Below are 17,847 nucleotides of genomic sequence, written 5' to 3' on the forward strand. Positions count from 1 at the left end.
ACGTCCTGCCGAACATCGTGGAACGGACCTCCCGCGGCGAGTACTCGATGGATCCGTATTCGAAGCTGCTCAAGGAGCGGATCGTCTTTCTCGGTGTGCAGATCGATGATGTGTCGGCGAACGACGTGATGGCGCAGCTGCTGTTCCTGGAGTCCGAGGATCCCGACCGGGACATCTCGATCTACATCAACTCGCCGGGTGGGTCGTTCACGTCGTTGACGGCGATCTACGACACGATGCAGTTCGTGCGGCCGGACATCTCGACGATCTGCATGGGTCAGGCGGCGTCGGCGGCGGCGGTGCTGCTGGCGGCGGGCACGCCGGGGAAGCGGTTCGCGCTGGAGAACAGCCGGATCCTCATCCACCAGCCGTCGGCGCAGGGCGAGGGCCAGTCGAGCGACATCGAGATCCAGGCGCGGGAGATCCTGCGCGTACGGGCGCTGCAGGAGACGATGCTCGCCCGCCACACCGGTCGTACCGAGACGGAGATCCGTCGCGACACCGAACGCGATAAGATCTTCAGTGCCGATGAGGCCGAGGAGTACGGCCTCATCGACGAGGTCATCATGAGCCGTAAGGCCGCCCGGCTTCTATCGGCACGCAGCGCCTGACCGGGTGCGATCCGGCGGTTGGCCGCTCCGGTCGGCCTGCCACACGTCGACTGGCCACAGGCCGACCTGTCGACGAGCGTGCCCGCGGCCGCCTTCCGGCCGACTATGCTGCGGCCGGAAGGCGGCCGCGGGCCGGGACCACCTGCCCGGCCCCTCCGATCTCCCCGATCCCCGCGGACCGGGAGCGACGGCGGCTCGCCGCGGGCTGGGCACCACCACCCGGCCGGTATGGACGGCGGCCCGGAAGCTCGGCGAGAGTCCCAGGTTCGGCGACACGCCGAAGGGCGACGCCGCGCCGACCGTTGCGCCGACACCGGTTGTTTCGATGCCAGCCGAGCCCGTGATGCTGGCGGTGGCCGCGGTGCCGCTGGCGGCGTGCAGGTCAGCGGAGATGACGCGGGCCGTGATCGGTGGTGTCGCCTGCCCGTGGACGGCGGACAGCGGCCCAGGCGATGTCACGGGGGTGACCTCGGGTTCGAGCCGGGCGAGCTCCAGACGCACCTCGTCCAGCAGATCGGACAGCCGGATGTGCAGCGCCCGGCAGACCGCGGCGAGGATCTCCGAAGACGCCTCCTTCAGGCCGCGTTCGATCTCCGAGAGGTAGGGCGTCGACACCCGCGCCGCGTCCGCCACGTCCCGCAGGGTGCGGCCCTGAGCGAGGCGACGTCGGCGCAGCGCCTGCCCGACCAGCCGGCGCAGCAACGGCATCTCGGCATCATCCGTCATCGCCATCAGGAACCTCCGGGGGACTGGTGCCTTGAAGGGTCAGGGAATCGGAGGGGCGCTCGCGTCCTGATAGATACACGCGTCCCGGATACTGATCACGTGGGTGGGAAGGCGACCGCTGCCGCAGCCACCCCCGGGTAAGTCGATGGAGGGCTAAGGCACCGAGCGTATCCGCTGCGCCCTCGCCGGAACCGCAAGTACCGCACCCGGCATTCCGCCCACACCTTTGCCGCGAAGTCGCCGACGGCCGCCGGAGTTGCCGACGGCCGCCGGAGTTGCCGACGGCGGACGAACCGTGCGGCGCCGATGCATACGGCGACAACGTGTGAGGAGACGGACGCCGAAAGTGGCACGAAGATGCACCAAAGGTCGGTATTTCTACATCATCCGCGCACTTAGCGTCGTTTCCGTCGTGATTCATCCTGACCGTCCGGTCTCCGGAACGGTCGTCGCGGTGGCCCGCTTAGCCGGGGCCGCCAGGGACAGGAGATCCGTGGAGGCTCCCACACACGTGCCCCGTGCCGTTGCCACGCCGATGGCCATACCCATGTCCATGTCCTCGGCCGCGTCGGTGCCGATGGCGGTCCTCGGCACCCGTCCCCACGCCCACCTTGAGCCGCCCGGCGCATCCCCGCGGGCGACGGCGTCCGGGTCGTCTACCCCGGCTCCGGCCCTCGACATKACCGGAGACGACCGCGTAGCCCTGTGGCAGCAGCGCCTGCTCGAGGCGGAGTCGGGGATGACGACGTTCCTGCTGGAACACCACGCCGATCTGCGTCTACTCGACTGGCTGCATACCCAGGCCGAGATCTTCGCCGACTTCMCGACGCCCGACGATCGTGATCCGACGGCCTGGCAGCGGGTGTTCTTCCGCGCGCAGGCACTGATCGAACGGTTCATCGTGTCGCGCTGGGGCGAGGCGGAGCTCGTCGACTGGGCGAGGGCCAATGCCTCGGTCTTCGGCAAGGTGGAGCCCGAGCCGACCGGCCGGCCCGCCGACGTCGTCCACCGGCTCGCACGCCAGGCGGATCTCTACTCCTCCCGTTACGCGGTCGACACCGACGAGCCCATGCAAGCGACCCTGATCATCTCGCACTGTGGCATCTGGGACTACCGCGAGCAGGCCCGCGCCCGGGGCGTGCCCCTCACCCTGGCCTCCCCCTGTTCGTTCTGCACCACTGCCCTCTCGGCGAACATCCGGGCCAAGGGATACGAACCGGCCTTCCGCCTGCTGCATGACGACCCCTCGGTCCCGTCAGCCGGCGTGGCCGTGCCCGCTCCGGGCGGCCAGCCTGCCGTCGTGGCCGGGTCGGTCGCCGGACCGGGGCAGGTCGACCGTGGCTGCGTCTGGACCGCCACCGGCACCACCGGCACCACCGGCACCACCGGCACCACCGGCACCACCGGCACCACCGGCACCACCGGCACCACCGGCACCACCGGCGCCACCGGCGCCACCGGCGCCACCGACATTGTCCACAGAGCGGAGATCAGGCCATGACCCTCGTGACCGACAGCGGTCATCCCGGCGCCATCGACGATCCGGGCCGACCAGCCGCCGGTGACCACCCCGCCGGTGCGACGGCCGATCCCCCGGCCGACTCGCCGCTGGGAACCCCGCCGCCTGCCGCGCAGGGGCTGATGACCGGGGAGCGGTACCGGGCGAGCCTCAACGACGGCCGCGAGGTGTGGCTCGACGGGGAGAAGGTCGCGAACGTGGCGACGCATCCAGCCTTCCGGGGCGCCGTTGACGAGCTGGCCCGGCTGTTCGACCTGCAGCACGACCCGGATCTGCGCGACGTGCTCACCGTCCACGAACCCGAGGCGGGAACCCGCGTCGGCTGGTCCTACCAGCTGCCGCGCACGCTGGACGATCTGCGGGCCCGGCGGCGCAGCACGGCCGTGTGGATGCGCGAGTCCTGGGGTCAGCACGGCCGGTCGCCGTCGTTCATGGCGAACGTGGCGGTGGGTCTGCTCGACTTCCGGGAGCATCTGGAGTGCAACCAGGCCGGCTTCGGCGCCAACGCGGTGRCCTTCTACCGGCACTGTGCGGCCAATGACCTGGTCCTCGGCCACGCTTTGGGCGACCCGCAGATCGACCGGACCACCAGCCCCGTGGACGATCCCGATCTCGCGCTGCGCATCATCGCCGAGCGGGACGACGGCGTCGTCGTCCGGGGCGCCAAGCAGCTCACGACGCTGGCCCCACTGGCCCACGAGGTGCTCGTGTACCTCTCGGCGAGCTTCGCGCAGCGCGAGGCCGAGCAGTTCGTGATCTGGTTCGGCCTGCCGCTGGCTACCCCAGGCGTGAAGATCCTCTGTCGGGAGCCGCTGGGGGCCCGGCCGTACGGGCACGCCCACGCGCTCGCGTCCCGGTTCGACGAGCAGGACGCCATGCTGTTCTTCGACGACGTGCTGGTTCCGTGGGACCGGGTGTTCCTGCTGCGCGACGGCAACCTCGCCCGGGTCGGACTCGGACGGATCAACGCCTGGAGCGCGGCCGCCGGCCACATCCGCTACCAGGAACGGCTGCGGACCCTGCTCGCCGTCGGCACGCTGCTCGCCGACGCGATCGGAGCCTCGGGGCTGCGTCACGTCCAGGAGGACCTCGGGGAGTTGGCGAGCTACGTTGACCTCGTCGGGTACTTTCTCGACGCGGGGGAGGCCAGGGCCGAGACGACGGACGGCGGCCTGCTCGCGCCGGGTAACACCGACGCGAGCCGCGTGTGGTCGGCGCAGGTCGCCGGCCGGGCGGTGGAGATCGTGCGGCGGATCGGCTCGTCGGGTGTCCTCATGCAGCCCAGCGAGCGTGACCTCGCCGCCGCCGACCTGCGGCCCTATCTCGATCGGTACATGCGGGGCGCGAACCTCCCGGTCGAGGAGAAGTCACGGCTGTTCCGGCTGGCCTGGGAGCTCACGGCGGACAGCTTCGGGCAGCGTCAGGACCTCTATGAGTTCGTCCACCGCGGGGACATCACCCGCAACCGGATCAACCTGCTCCGCCGGGATGACCTGGGACCTGTCACCGACCAGATCCGGGAGCTGATCACCCGTCCGCTCTGAGGCTTGACGGCAGGTGGCTGTCGGACCGGTGGCTGTCGGACCGGGCGGAGGGGTCMGGGGACGGTGTGCGCGGAGGGTGTTAGCGATACCACCGCCTACCTGGTTGAGCTACCCGAAGGTGCCTACGGTCAGGCCAGCCCCCTGCACGCGGGACGACGGGGTGATACCGCCGGCCCGCGTTCGCTCCTCGTGGTAAGGACCCGGAGTCATGACGATCGGAGCCGCCTCGCCCCCTCCCGTCCGTGCCGAGGTCTCCGGGTCCTCTGCGTCCTCCGGGTCCTCCGGGTCCTCCGGGGGTCCGCCGTGGGTCAGGGTTTCGGCCTGTCCTGGGGTTCCCGTTCGCGCCGAGGCGTCCGCGCAGCCCGAGTGTCCCGCGTACGCCAAGGATCTCACGCCCACGGGAATCGACGGCGGCGTGTCGGTGTTTCTGCTGCACGCCCATCCGGTGACCGGGGCGGGGCTGCACCTGCTGCTCTCGACGATCTGCCGGCTCGACGTCGTCGGCCGCGGCCATCGGCTGGATGCCGCGCTGCCGCAGATCCGCCGCTCGCGTCCCCGGGTCCTGCTGCTCGGGCTCGCGGGGGATCTCGCGACCGACCTCGCGGCGGTGCGCCGGCTGCGCGTGGAGGGCGACCGGATCCCCACCACGCGCGTTCTGCTGTTGCGGCCGCTGGCCACCTGCGCCGAACTGACCCAGATCCTCACCACCGGGGCGTCGGGGGCGGTGCTGCCGGACGCCCCGCCTGCCGACCTCGCCCACGCGGTCACCATCGCCGCGCTCGGCGGCGTGGTCTTCCTGCCCGCGCCGCCGCCGACGGGGGTGCCGGGGCCGCCGGTCCAGGCCGAGCTGCCACCGCAGGCCCTCGGGCTGACCTCCCGGGAACGCGCGGTGCTCGGCCAACTCGCCCGCGGTCTGTCGAACGCGGAGATCGCTTGCGAGCTCGCCCTGGCCGAGGCAACGGTCAAGCGGTACCTCACCGGTGCGATGCGCAAGATCGGCCAGCCGKACCGGCTACGCGCCGGCCTCTACGCCTATCGGCACGGACTGCTGGACGGTCCGCATGCCGGCTGGACGGGCCGTGGGCGTGGGTCCGGCCGCGGATCGGCGCCGGACCGGATGATCGAATGATCGGGGTGGCCGCGGGCGCCATGGCGGGATGAACACGTTCCGCGAGTCGGTGTTTTCGATGATCCGGATTCCGGCTGATCATCACAGATCTATTACTTGTGGTTATTGATAGGTTGCTTCGGGTGTCGAAATTCGTGCTGACGTTATTCGATCATGTAAATGGCGCGATCTCTCCGGGTAAGCGCCGGACATGGCTGCCGGGCGATGYCACCATGGGGCTGTGTCCTCTTGCGTTGGACGGTCCGCTCGGCCGTTTCGGCCTGCGCTGATCCGGCGGCGGTGGCTGGATTTCAGCCATCACATGGGTGACTGCTGTTAGGCGTTGTTGGCGACTGAGGGTAGTAGCAGTCCTGCTGACCGCGTGTCCCTGTGTCGATGCTGTCCCGCCCGCCGGATGTGCCGGATGTGCCGGATGTGCCGGATCGGCGGTGTCGACCAGGCCGCCCGATCCGACTGGAACCGATGAGCGACGACRCCCGCCAGCGTGAGCTTGGATTCTTTCTTCGTGCCCACCGTGAGCGCCTGCGACCCGAGGACGTCGGGTTGCCCGCCACACCTCGCCGCCGCACCCCGGGGCTGCGCCGGGAGGAGGTCGCCGCGCTCTCCGGCCTCGGCCTCGCCTGGTACACCTGGCTGGAACAAGGCCGGGTCGCCGCGTCCCGGCAGGTCCTCGAGGCCGTCGCCCGGGCCCTGCGGCTCGACGACGACGGTCGTCGCCACGCCCTGGCGCTCGCCGGCCTGCACACGCCGCCAGCGGACCGCCACCACACCCTCGTCAAGGCGCTGCGTTCGGTGCTGGACAACTGGCCGAACTGTCCGGCGTTGCTGCTCGACCGGCGCTTCGACGTCACCGCCTGGAACGACGCCTACACCGTCCTGTGGGGGGATCCCGCCGACGTGCSCGAGCCCCAGCGCAACCTGCTGTGGCTGCTGGTGGCGCAGCCCCGGACCCGGGACGGGATGGGCGGGTCCGAGGACGTGGCCAAGGACCTGCTCGCCCAGTTCCGCGCCCAGATCGGTCATCATCCCGACGACCAGCGCGGCCGTGCCGTGCTGGAGCTGCTCGAACAGGCGCGCCCCGAGCTGCGTGCCTGGTGGCAGTGCCGGTCCGTGCGCGTGTTCACGGGCCGCACGGTCAGCGCGGCCACGCCGCTCGGCGACATTTCGCTGATGCTGTCGGTGCTGCGACCGGGTGATGATCCGGAGTCCACCATCTGGCTCCAGACGCCCGCGACGCCCGCGGACCGGGAGCTGCTCACCCGGCTGGCGGCCGAGACGCCGGGCGCGGCGGGGCGCCCGGACCCCGCCGCGCGGCAGCGGCTCTCGGCCTGACCGCGACCGGCGGCCCGGCCCGCCACCGGCGGCCGGCGGCCGGCGGCCGGCGCGCGATGGTGCTGCATCTGCACGGCGGCGGCCCTGCTGGCCGCACGGGACGCGGGGCTTCCGCCGCCGGGGGCCGTGTCACGTACCGCGCGTGGGCGGGCACCGGGCACTGCTGGCACATCGCGGTGCCTAGTTCGGGGGCTGCGAGGGAGGCGTTGGCGGAGGTCGTGGCGTTCCCGCGGGCGTATCTCGCCCGATGACGTCGTGGCGTGCCTGTGTATGTGTGACAGCTGCGCTGGCTGTGCCGACCGTGTCGGCCCTTCCTTCCTGCGGTCTACCTGGATCCACCAGCGCTGGTGGTGTGATCTTTCATAGCATGATCAGATATCTGTGATCTTCCCTGGTGCGCGGGTGAGTTGGCCTTTCGGCATGGTCCGCCGCCGGGATCGGGGGTCGGTGCAGATCTCCTCGGCGGGGACTTTAGTCCGCCGGATGGCCGGGGATGTGCCGGGCGGCCAGCCCGCCAGGGCGTAGTCGACCGCCATGACCTGGGGCCCGCATGTCGCGGGCATCGGTCCACGCCATCTCGGGTATCGGGGCGTCGCTACGACCGTTTGACCCCGCTCAGGTTACCTGAGGGTGCCTTTCGGCCGGGGTCGGTTCGGGCGGGGTCGGTTCGGGCGGGGCGGGCCGCGGGGCGACGCGCACGGGCTTGCGGCGATGTCTATGAGCCGCGATAACAGGATGAACCGCTGCCTGTCTGGGCTGGTACGGCAGTAGCACCATCGGCGACTACCTCCCCGTTCGTGCTGGTCCGTGCTCGTACGGCACGCGCCCGGGCCGCCGGCTGCGGCTCCCCGTGCCCCTCGGCCGCCGGGCCGCATGACCCGGTGAGGCCATCGTCGCGTCCGCCCTATCTGGAGCATCCATGAAACGCCCACGTCCCCGATTCCACCCCGCCGTCCGCGTCGCGGCCGTCGCGGCCGCCGCCGCCATGCTCGGCGCCTGCGCGTCCGATCCGGCACCCGCCGGCTCCACCAGCGCGAACGGGGCGGGCGGAACACCGCACCGGGGCGGCACGCTCACCTTCGCGGTGGCCACCGAGGGCGACTGCCTCGACCCGCACGTCAGCCCGGCCGACGTCACCGCCGTCATCCAGCGGGGTGTGTTCGACTCGCTCGTGACGCAGCAGCCGGGCGGCGGGGTCGGCCCGTGGCTGGCCACGTCGTGGACGGTCTCAGCCGACGCGAAGACGTTCACCTTCAAGCTCAAGGACGGCGTGACGTTCCACGACGGCACACCGTTCGACGCGGCGGCGGTGAAGGCGAACTTCGACCACATCGCGGCGAAGTCAACGAAGTCRCAGTACGCGGTGGCGCTGCTCGGCCCCTACGTCGGCACCGAGGTCGTCGACCCGCACACGGCCAAGGTCACCTTCTCCAAGCCGTACGCGGCATTCCTCGCCGCGGCCGCCACGACCTACCTCGGCATCGAGTCGTCGAAGAAGATCGCCGACGCGCCGGACACCCTCTGCTCGGGCGGGCCGAACTCGGTGGGTACCGGGCCGTTTCGCTTCACCCGTTATGTGAAGGGATCGGTCGCCGAGTTCACCCGCAACGACGGCTACACCTCGGCCCCCGGCGGCGCGAAGCACACCGGCGCCGCCTACCTCGACAAGCTGGCCATCCGCTTCCTGCCCGAGGACGCGACGAGGGTGAGCGCGCTGCGCAGTGGGGAGATCGACGCCGCCGACGGCGTGCCGGCGCAGAACGTCGCCGCGATCGAGGGCGATACCTCCCTGCGGCTACTCAAGGTGATTCCGCAGAACGCCAACTACTCGATCTACTTCAACACCAGGCGTGCGCCGTTCTCCGACGAGCGGGTCCGTAAGGCCGTCCAGCGCGCCGTCGACGTCGACACGATCGTGAAGACGGTCTACGCCGGCCAGTACGCCCGCGCGTGGAGCACGCTGACGCCAAAGAACATCGCCTACGATCGCAGCCTCGAGAAGGCCTTCCCCCATGACGTCACCGCGGCGAACAAGCTACTCGACGAGGCCGGCTACACCGGCCGCGACGCCGACGGCTACCGCACGAAGAACGGCGCGCGTCTCGTCCTCGACTGGCCCTACGTCGGCGCCTTCAACCGCGAGCAGCGCGACATCGTCAGCCAGGCGGTACAGGCCGACCTGAAGAAGGTCGGCATCGCCACCAAGCTCTACTCGATGGACTCGGGCGCCTACACCACCCAGCGCAACGCCGGCGGCTACGACCTGATCGCCTACAGCTGGGGCAAGTCCGACCCCGACCTGCTMCGTACACTGTTCGCCTCGAATCTGGCGTTCACCCAGGGCGGGGCGAACAGTTCCGGGATCGCGGTGCCGGAGGTCGACGACTGGCTCGCGACCGGCGCCGGCACGACGGATCTCGCCGCCCGCAAGAAGGCCTACGGGCAGGTGCAGAAATATGTGATCGACCACGCGTACACCCTGCCGATCTACGTGTTCACCCGGACCGTCGGCACGGCGTCGAAGGTCCACGACATCACCTTCGACGCGGACGCCTTCCCGCTGTTCTACGACAGCTGGGTGGGCTGATCTAGTGCGGGCTGTGGCGAGGTTCCTGCTGCGCCGGCTGGTCGTGGGCGCCGGGGTCCTATGGGGCGCGGCGACGTTGGCCTTCGTGACGCTGCACGTCGTACCGGGTGATCCTGTCGACACTTTGATCGRGCCTACGTTCGGGATCTCGCCGCAGCTTCGGGAGCAGATCAACGAGACGTACGGATTCCAGTCGCCGCTCGTCGTCCAGTACGGCACCTGGCTGCGCCGCCTGGTGACCGGCCATCTCGGCACCTCCTACCAGCTGCAGCGGCCGGTCGTGGAGGTGTTGTCCGGTCAGGTGTGGCCGACGGTGCAGCTGGCGCTCACGGCGTCCGCACTCGCCGCGCTGCTGGCGGTCGGACTCGCGGTGTCGACCGCCGGCCGGGGCGGCACCACCCACCGGCTCGGCCGGATGCTGGCGACCAGCGCCGAGCTGCTCGTCGTGTCGAGCCCGACGTTCTGGATCGGCATCCTGCTCATCACCCTCTTCTCCGCGCATCTCGGCTGGTTTCCCAGCGCCGGCGCCACTGGCCCGTCCGGACTGGTCCTCCCGGCGTCCGCGCTGGCCCTGCCGATCGCCGGGGTCCTTGCCCAGGTGCTGCGGGAGRGCCTTGACGCCGCGCTGGAGGCTCCGTTCGTCGTCTCGGTTCGCGCCCGCGGCATCGGCGCGGTGGGTGTGCTGACCCGCCATGCCCTGCGCCATGCCGCGCTCCCGCTCGTCACCCTGCTCGGCTGGGCGGTGGGCAGCCTGCTCGGCGGCGCCGTCGTCACCGAGGCGGTGTTCGCCCGGCCGGGGATCGGTCGGGTGACCCTCGTGGCGATCTCGRCCAAGGACATCCCGGTGGTCACCGCGGTGGTGCTGCTGTCCGCGGCGGTCTTCGTCGTCGTGAACAGCGTAGTCGACCTGCTCTACCTGCTCATCGACCCGCGACTGCGCGACGACGGATCCGGTGCCGGGAGGGCCACGGCGGTTGATCTGGCGGTGTCCCGGTGACCGCGGTCGGGGAAACCCGCCCCGGGACCGAGCCGCCCGCCGCCGGTGCCCTGGCCGGCACCGGCGGTGGCCGGCCGCGTCCCGGTTTGATCGCGGCCGGCCTGCTGATAGTCCTGCTTCTTGTCGCGACCGCCTGGCCGGGGCTGCTCAGCCGCCATCCCGCGGACGGGACGAACCTCGGCGAGGCGCTGCGCGGACCGAGCTGGGCACACTGGTTCGGCACCGACCAGCTGGGCCGGGACGTCTTCGCGCGGGTGGTCACCGGCGCCCGGCATTCGCTACTGCTCGGTGCCGGAGCGACCGCGCTCGGCGCGGGGATCGGGGCGACGGTCGGCCTCGCGGCGGCCCTCGGCGGCCGGTTCGCCGACGGGCTGCTCATGCGGCTCGTGGACCTGCTGCTTGCCTTCCCCGAACTGCTGCTCGCGCTGCTGGTCATCACCATCGTCGGTCCAGGATCGGTGAACGCGGCGGTGGCCATCGGCATCGCGGCGGTCCCCAGCTACGCGCGGGTTGTGCGGTCGCGTGCCCTCGTCGTCCGCCATGCCGGGTTCGTCGACGCCGGGGTGGCGCTCGGCCTGCCCCGGTCGGTGATCATGCTGCGCCACATCGTGCCGAACACGCTCGGACCGCTGCTCGTGCTGGCCACCGTCGGCATCGGGACGGCGATCATCTCCGGTTCGGYGTTGAGTTTCCTAGGCCTCGGTACGAAGCCRCCGGCCCCCGAGTGGGGGGCGATGCTCGCCGACGGCCGGGGCGTCATCGACACCGCCTGGTGGGTCGTGGTGTTCCCCGGGGCGGCGATCGCCGCCACGGTCGTCGCCGTGACCGTGCTCGGCCGCCATGCCCGCCTGCGGGTGGAGGGACGGACTCCGTGAACGACCAGCCGCAGGTCTCACCGCCGGCACCGCCGAACCTGGCACCGCCGAACCTGGCACTGCCAAACGTGGCATCGCCGAACCTGGCACCGCTGGGGTCGGAGCCCCCTGGTTCGATACCTCCGAGCGGGCGGGGGGCGAAGGAGCCGTCCGCGACCCTGCTGACCGTCGACGGGCTGCGGGTCTCCTTCGGCCGGGGCGCTCGGGCCGTCGAGGCGGTGCGGGGAATCTCCTTCGATGTCGGCGCGGGGGAGTGTGTGGCCCTCGTGGGCGAGTCCGGATCGGGTAAGAGCGTGACCGCCCGCGCCCTCGTCGGACTCGCCGGAGCGGGCGCGACGGTCCAGGCCCGGCGGCTGCGCCTGGGCGGGACCGACCTCATCGGGCTGCGGGACCGGGAATGGCGCGCCCTGCGTGGCCGCCGGATCGGCCTGGTGCTCCAGGACGCCCTCGGCTCCCTCGATCCGCTGCGGCGGGTCGAGCAGGAGGTCGACGAGGCGCTGCGGGCGCATGGCCCGGTCGCGCGAGCCGAACGTGGCCCCCGCGTCGTGACGCTGCTGGCGCGGGCCGGCATTCCTGATCCACAGGTCCGTGCCCGGCAGTACCCGCACCAGCTCTCCGGCGGGTTGCGCCAGCGGGTGCTGATCGCCGCGGCGCTGGCCGGCACCCCGGACCTGCTCATCGCCGACGAGCCGACCACCGCTCTCGACGTCTCGGTCCAGGCCCGGATCCTCGATCTGCTCGCCGGTCTGCGTGCGAGCGGGATGGGACTGCTGCTCATCAGCCATGACCTGGCGGTCGTTGCCCGGCTCGCCGATCGGGTCGCCGTGCTGCGCGACGGAGTGATCCTGGAAAGTGGCCCGACCGAGCGGGTGCTGGGCGATCCCACGCACGCCTATACCCGCGAGCTGCTTGCCGCCGTGCCCTCCGCACGGACCAGGGGCAGCCGGCTGGCCGGACCCGTCGACGAAGCCGGGCTCGCGTCTGCCGGGCTCGACGCGGGCGGCTCGACCGGCGCCGAGATCCTTCTGCGGGCGACGGGACTGCGCAAGGCGTTCCGGACGACGGACGGAGAGCGACGCGAGGTGGTCCGGGACGTCTCCTTCGCGCTGCGCCGCGGGGAGACCCTCGGGCTCGTCGGCGAGTCCGGTTCGGGGAAGACGACGCTCGCCCGGATCATGCTGGGTCTGACCGAACCCGACGCGGGTGAGGTGCTGCTCGGCGGCGTTCCCTGGGTCGGTCCGTCGGATCCTGGGGGCGGCCGGGGCAGCTCGGTGTCGGAGCGTGAGCGCCGACCACGCCGTCGGCAGATCCAGGCGATCTTCCAGGACCCGCTGGGTTCCTTCGACCCACGACTGACGGTGGGCCGGATCCTGACGCAGGCGCTGCGGGTGGGTGGGGTCGCGCGGACCGAGCGCCGCGACGCCGCCGTCCGACGGCTGGAACAGGTGGGGCTCTCCGCGCGGGAACTACGGCGCAGACCGGTCGAGYTGTCCGGCGGCCAGCGGCAGCGGGTGGCCATCGCCCGGGCGCTGTCCGTGGAACCGCAGGTGCTGATCTGCGACGAACCGGTATCCGCGCTCGACGTGTCCATCCAGGCCCAGGTCTTGGACCTGCTTGTCGACCTGCGCCGGACCCACCGTCTGGCCATGGTCTTCGTCTCTCACGACCTCGGCGTCGTGCGGCACCTCAGCRACCGGGTCCTGGTGATGTACGACGGGCGGATCGTCGAGTCCGGGGAGGTGGAGACGGTCTTCACCGCCCCCCGGCACCCCTACACCGTACGGCTGCTCGCCGCGGTGCCCCGGCTCCCCGCACCGCCTACCCCCCTATCGGCTGCCGGGCCGTCTCCGCAGGCCGGGCCGTCTCCGCAGGCCGGGACGCCCGTGGCCGACAGCGCCACAGCCGTACCGGCATCTGGGTAATGTGCCCGTCGGTGTCGAGGCGGTGCTGCGCGACCTCCCCGATCGCCCGAAAATAGTCCTCCTGGCGATCCGCACCGACGAGCCGGCTGTAGTAGGTGCCAAAGGTCGCCGCGTGGAACCGCTGGTACTCTTCGCCGCTCGCGGCCCGCACGAGTGCCGGGCGTTCGTCGACGCCGTCGATGTCGAAGTACGCGTCGAGCAGGGTCGCGGTGTCGTCCACGGACAGGGTGCGTACGGCGATCGGAATGATCCCGGCCGCCGCCAGCAGCCTGGGTACGTCCTCGGCCGCATGGCCCAGGCGGACCAGGGCCTGCCGGGCGAGGTCGTCGCTGCCACCGAACCCGTACTCGTCGTGCTCGGGATGGTGGGTGGTGAGCAGGAAGGCGCCGCCGGGTCGCAGTCGCATGGAGATCCACCGCACCAGCTGCTCCTCGTCAGGGTGGATCCAGTGCAGGACCGCGGTGAGGGTGACCAGGTCGAACGCCGTGGAACCCGCATCGTCGGCCAGCTGCGGGGGCCGGCGCAGATCGGCCTGGACGAAGCGGAACCGTACCCGGGTCGCGTAGGGGGCGAGCTTGCGTCGAGCCTCGGCGAGCCGGGACTCCTCACGATCCAGGCCCAGGGCGTCGACGGCGTCGGGCAGGCGGTCGAGCGCCGCGGCGAGCAGGGAACCGATGCCGCAGCCGAGATCGGCGACGGACCGGGCGGTCRGATCGGCGAACCCGAGCACCCAGTCGGTGTCCTGAGCCTGCCGAAGCCGGCTGGCGTCGTCGTATCCGCCGAGTCGGGCCGCCTGTGCCGTGACGGTCTGCGTCATCTGCTTCTCCCCAGCCGAGGTATGTCAACCGATCCGACGTACTGACGGTCCGCCATCGTGCATCACGGGCTCGCGCCAAGCGCCGAGTTCCGTGCCATGAGTTTTGAAATTAGGCATCGTGTTCGTGTGGGGTCAAGGTAGCTTTCTGCGTCCATAGTCRACATCCTGTTAGTACTGGTAACAGCACCGTGATGCCTCTGGACCCGCCGCCGCGAGCCGACTGGAATGGGTCGCGGGCCGGGACGCGGAAACTGTTCGCGGCAGTGGAAGCCGCGACGGTGGAAACCAGGTACGACGGTGGAAACCAGGTACGACGGTGGAAACCAGGTACGACGGTGGAAACCAGGTACGACGGTGGAAACCGCACAGACATCGGTACCGCCGTGCCGGACCGGAGCTGGTCCGCAACCGGTCTGGGACTTGGCTGCGACCGMCCGGAGCCGGCCCAGAACCATGCCCAGGGGAGACGATGACCAGTACAACGGAATTCGATGCGGCTTTGGCGCCGGCGCGAGACGTGATCGCTGCACAGCGTTCCGAGCCCGACACGTCGGTCGGATACGTCCAGGGCATCCTCAGCCACGACATCTCCACGGAACTCGGTCGGCTGCAACTGCTGGAATCACAGGTGGACCCGGCCACGCACGCCGTTCTCGAGGCGCGGGGAATCGCAGACGGAGGGCGGTTCCTGGAAATCGGTGCCGGTGCGGGTTCGGTCGCCTACTGGCTGGCCGACCGGTTCCCCGGCGGGGAGGTGACCGCGGTCGACGTGAGCACGAGTTTCCTCGACGACACCGGCCGGTCGAACCTGCGGATCGTCCAAGCGGACGTGCGCACCCACGACTTCGAGCCGGGCTCCTTCGACCTCATCCATGCCCGCACCGTCCTCATGCACATCCCCGAACGTGAGGAGGTGCTGCGGCGGCTAGTCTCCTGGCTGGCCCCGGGCGGYTGGCTGGTCACTGAGGATCTCGTGCTGTCCCCGGTTGACTCGTCACCGCACGACKAATTCCGGCACGCCTTCGAGGCGATCGGCCAGGCAATGGCGTCGTCGATCGGGTCGGACCTGTGGTGGGGGCGAACGCTGCCGGCGCCGCTGACCCGAGCGGGCCTGGTCGACGCCGGTCTGCACGCCACGTACTACCCGGTTGGCGGCTCCAACGAGATCGGGCGCCTGTGGCGTGCGACGTTCAGCCAGTCCGCCGACTACCTTGTCGCCAGCGGCCTGCTCACCCGCGCCGATCTCGACTCGGCCCTGGCCCTGCTCGCCGATCCCGACTTCCTCGACCTCGGGCCCAGCATCATCGCGGCCTGGGGCCGGCGCCCCCCGGCCTGAGCTTACGGGCGCGGGAACTCCCGCCCTTCCGTCTCCGTCCTTCGTCCTCCGTCTCCGTCCTTCGTCCTTCGTCCTTCGTCCTCCGTCTCCGCGACGACCATCTGACCGAACACCGTCGACCACCCGTGAGGTACTCCCGTGACCACTCCGCGCTTCGGTGTCACCCTTCCTCTGCCCGGCATCCCGCTGCGGGACCATCGACGCATCGTCACGGGACTCGCTGACGCTGGCTACAGCGACGTGTGGACGGCCGAAGGCGGCGGCATCGACGCGTTCACCCCGCTCGCGGTCGCCGCCGCCTGGGATCCCCGGGTGCGCCTGGCGAGCGCGATCGTGCCCGTCCACACCCGCGGCCCGGCGGTGCTCGCCCAGACCGCGGCGACCCTGGCCGATCTGACGTTCGGCGGGCTTGTCCTTGGCATCGGTTCGTCGGTGCCCGCCCACGTGACCGACCTCAACGGCATCCCGTTCGACGAGCCCTTCCGCCGGACCCGGGACACGCTTCGTTTCCTCACCCGGGCGCTGCGCGGCGAGGTGGTCTCCGGCGCCTTCGACACGTTCGCGATCCGCGGCTTCGCCATACCGAATCCTCCGATCGAGACGCCGAAGGTCATCCTGGGAGCGCTGCGGCCCGGCATGCTCAAGCTCGGCTTCACCGAGGGGGATGGTGCCGTCACCAATCTGTTGTCCCCCGAAGATCTGATCAAGGTCCGCGCCGTCGTCGGACCGCAGCCAGCGGGCAAGGAGCTGGTGGTGAAGGTCTTCGTGAGCCCGAACGCCGATCCGGACGTCGCCCGCCGCGACAGCCGGCCGTTCCTCACCTGGATCCTCAACCAGACCCCCTACCATGCCTTCCACGAATGGCTCGGCAACGGCGAACGGCTCGCCGAGTCCCACGAGCGCTGGACCGCCGGGGACCAGCGTGGTGCCGCCCGGGCACTACCCGATGAGGTCATTGACGCCCTGTTCATCCACGGCACGCCCGAGCAGTGCCGCGACCAGATCGCCGCATATGTGCAGCCCGGGGTTACCGCGATCCAGCTCTACGTCCGCCTGACTCCGTCCTTCCTGCTCGGCTCGTGGGACACCGCCGGATCAGCTGGATCGGCCGGCGGGGGAGAGCAGGACCTGGCCGACCGGGTCCTCGGCCTGCTGAGCACGCTGCGCCCCCGCATCCCAACGCCGGCTGGCGTCGGCTGATCGATCTCGCCGGACGAACCGTGCCGGTTCCCCGACCACGGGCCGCGCCGCTACCTGACCAYGGCCACCGGGCAGTGCGCGTGCAGGACGCACTGGTGGYTCACCGAACCGAGAAGCAGTTCGGCGAAGCCGCCGTGCCCGCGGCTGCCGACCACGAGCAGCTGCGCGTCAGCCGAGGCCCGCAGCAGCGCATGGGCGGGGCCATCGGCGACGGTCTCCTTCATAACGGGGATGGGTAGCCCGCCGGCGTGCTCGGTGACGATCGTGGAGACGGCCTGGTCGAGGGTCTGCTGGGCCTGCTCCGCCAGCACCGATCCGATATCGGCGTAGCTCCCCGGGTAGATCGGGATGTCCAGGTGCCAGGCATGCACGACGTGCAGGGCGCTCTTGCGGAGCATCGCCGCCTCGACGGCCCACCGTAGTGCCGTGAGCGAKAGGGCCGAGCCGTCCACGCCGACGACCACCGGCCGGTCGTCGACGCCGGCGGCCGGGGCGACCGGCCGTACCACGACGACCGGCAGGGAGGCATAGTGCACCACACCCTGGCTCACCGAGCCGCTCACCAGCCGGTGCAGGGCCCCGTGACCGCGCTCGCCGACGACGATCATCCGCGCGCCGACCGCGGCCCGCAGCAGCTCCGGGACGGGACTGCCCTCCTCGACCCGCCGGATGATCCGCACTGTCGGATCGCTGACCCGGGCGGYGGTCAGCGCGGTGTCCAGAACCCGCGTGGCGGCGTGCGCCAGACCCTCGCGGTCGGCGTTCGCCGCGGTCTCGAAGACCGGCCGCGGTTCGCCCATGACGTCCCATACCAGTACCGCGATCACCGGGACCAGGCGCCGGGCGGCCTCGTCACAGGCCCACCGGATCGCGGCGACGGACGCGGGTGAACCGTCGACCCCGACGACGATCCCACCGGCGGCGGACTCCGCGTCCGCCACCTCGACGGCCTGCCCGGCGGGGTTGCGGGCGTCCGCCGGCCCGGCGGGGCGCGCGTACCCCGCGCTGTTCGGCTGTGCCGCGCTGTTCGGCTGTGCCGCGCTGTCCGGCTGTGCCGTGGTGTCCGACATCGCCATCACCCTCTCGCCGTGGTGTCCCCCGCCACCGCCATGGTTCCGCCTGAAGGTGACCCCCGCGACGTGACGCGCGGGGTGAGCCGGTGGGGCCTGCGGCCGGGTCATGACCCTGCCGGATGGCCCGCGGCCTGAGGTCGCAGAGGTGGTTGCTCGATGGAGCGCCGGGTGGTGTGCCG

14 protein-coding genes are annotated in these 17,847 nt (G+C 71.2%); 11 read left to right on the plus strand and 3 right to left on the minus strand.

Features of this window, described 5'->3' with window-relative positions; genetic code table 11:
* Positions 1-611, plus strand: a 611-nt coding sequence (locus tag Manayef4_RS07850) for an ATP-dependent Clp protease proteolytic subunit (protein ID WP_070131138.1), incomplete at its 5' end; no start/stop codon positions are given.
* On the opposite strand, the gene Manayef4_RS26460 is transcribed toward Manayef4_RS07850, so the two are convergent.
* Entirely contained in the window at positions 591-1,319 is a 729-nt protein-coding gene (locus tag Manayef4_RS26460) for a helix-turn-helix transcriptional regulator (RefSeq protein WP_082456850.1), read from the minus strand. The two genes, Manayef4_RS07850 and Manayef4_RS26460, sit on opposite strands and share 21 nt — an antisense overlap.
* Before the next feature lie 565 nt (positions 1,320-1,884).
* On the opposite strand from Manayef4_RS26460, the gene Manayef4_RS24840 reads away from it, so the two are divergent.
* The 8 genes from Manayef4_RS24840 to Manayef4_RS07895 all read left to right on the plus strand — a co-directional run bounded on the left by Manayef4_RS24840 (position 1,885) and on the right by Manayef4_RS07895 (position 13,242).
* Complete coding sequence (locus Manayef4_RS24840) at positions 1,885-2,838, plus strand: hypothetical protein (protein WP_175443343.1); 954 nt, start codon at positions 1,885-1,887, stop codon at positions 2,836-2,838.
* Positions 2,835-4,400 (plus strand): 4-hydroxyphenylacetate 3-hydroxylase N-terminal domain-containing protein, encoded by a 1,566-nt coding sequence (locus Manayef4_RS07865; protein ID WP_254665518.1) that lies wholly within the window; start codon positions 2,835-2,837, stop codon positions 4,398-4,400. Before Manayef4_RS24840 ends, Manayef4_RS07865 begins: the two co-directional genes overlap by 4 nt.
* Before the next feature lie 415 nt (positions 4,401-4,815).
* Positions 4,816-5,529, plus strand: coding sequence for a response regulator transcription factor (locus Manayef4_RS07870; protein WP_070131140.1), 714 nt, complete (start codon positions 4,816-4,818; stop codon positions 5,527-5,529).
* 462 nt (positions 5,530-5,991) lie between these two features.
* Positions 5,992-6,861, plus strand: coding sequence for a helix-turn-helix transcriptional regulator (locus Manayef4_RS07875; protein WP_070131141.1), 870 nt, complete (start codon positions 5,992-5,994; stop codon positions 6,859-6,861).
* A 919-nt stretch (positions 6,862-7,780) separates the two neighbouring features.
* Positions 7,781-9,448, plus strand: coding sequence for an ABC transporter substrate-binding protein (locus tag Manayef4_RS07880; RefSeq protein ID WP_011437157.1), 1,668 nt, complete (start codon positions 7,781-7,783; stop codon positions 9,446-9,448).
* 13 nt (positions 9,449-9,461) lie between these two features.
* The gene (locus Manayef4_RS07885; protein WP_349257431.1) at positions 9,462-10,445 is read left to right on the plus strand and encodes an ABC transporter permease; all 984 of its coding nucleotides are present in this window, start codon (positions 9,462-9,464) and stop codon (positions 10,443-10,445) included.
* Positions 10,442-11,320, plus strand: coding sequence for an ABC transporter permease (locus Manayef4_RS07890; protein WP_070131143.1), 879 nt, complete (start codon positions 10,442-10,444; stop codon positions 11,318-11,320). The genes Manayef4_RS07885 and Manayef4_RS07890 overlap by 4 nt, the downstream gene beginning before the upstream one ends.
* Entirely contained in the window at positions 11,317-13,242 is a 1,926-nt protein-coding gene (locus Manayef4_RS07895) for an ABC transporter ATP-binding protein (RefSeq protein ID WP_070131144.1), read from the plus strand. The genes Manayef4_RS07890 and Manayef4_RS07895 overlap by 4 nt, the downstream gene beginning before the upstream one ends.
* On the opposite strand, the gene Manayef4_RS22675 is transcribed toward Manayef4_RS07895, so the two are convergent.
* Entirely contained in the window at positions 13,139-14,059 is a 921-nt protein-coding gene (locus Manayef4_RS22675; RefSeq protein ID WP_083282343.1) for a class I SAM-dependent methyltransferase, read from the minus strand. The two genes, Manayef4_RS07895 and Manayef4_RS22675, sit on opposite strands and share 104 nt — an antisense overlap.
* Positions 14,060-14,528: 469 nt before the next feature.
* On the opposite strand from Manayef4_RS22675, the gene Manayef4_RS07905 reads away from it, so the two are divergent.
* On the plus strand, positions 14,529-15,395 hold the full coding sequence (locus Manayef4_RS07905; protein WP_083282344.1) for a class I SAM-dependent methyltransferase: 867 nt from the start codon (positions 14,529-14,531) through the stop codon (positions 15,393-15,395).
* A 138-nt stretch (positions 15,396-15,533) separates the two neighbouring features.
* Positions 15,534-16,595: an LLM class F420-dependent oxidoreductase gene (locus tag Manayef4_RS07910; RefSeq protein ID WP_011437151.1), complete on the plus strand. Its 1,062-nt coding sequence runs from the start codon at positions 15,534-15,536 to the stop codon at positions 16,593-16,595.
* A 50-nt stretch (positions 16,596-16,645) separates the two neighbouring features.
* On the opposite strand, the gene Manayef4_RS07915 is transcribed toward Manayef4_RS07910, so the two are convergent.
* On the minus strand, positions 16,646-17,665 hold the full coding sequence (locus tag Manayef4_RS07915; protein ID WP_083282350.1) for a universal stress protein: 1,020 nt from the start codon (positions 17,663-17,665) through the stop codon (positions 16,646-16,648).
* Positions 17,666-17,847 lie beyond the last annotated feature (182 nt).

Source organism: Frankia sp. CgMI4, from assembly GCF_001756285.1.
In the GTDB taxonomy this organism is placed as follows: domain Bacteria; phylum Actinomycetota; class Actinomycetes; order Frankiales; family Frankiaceae; genus Frankia; species Frankia casuarinae.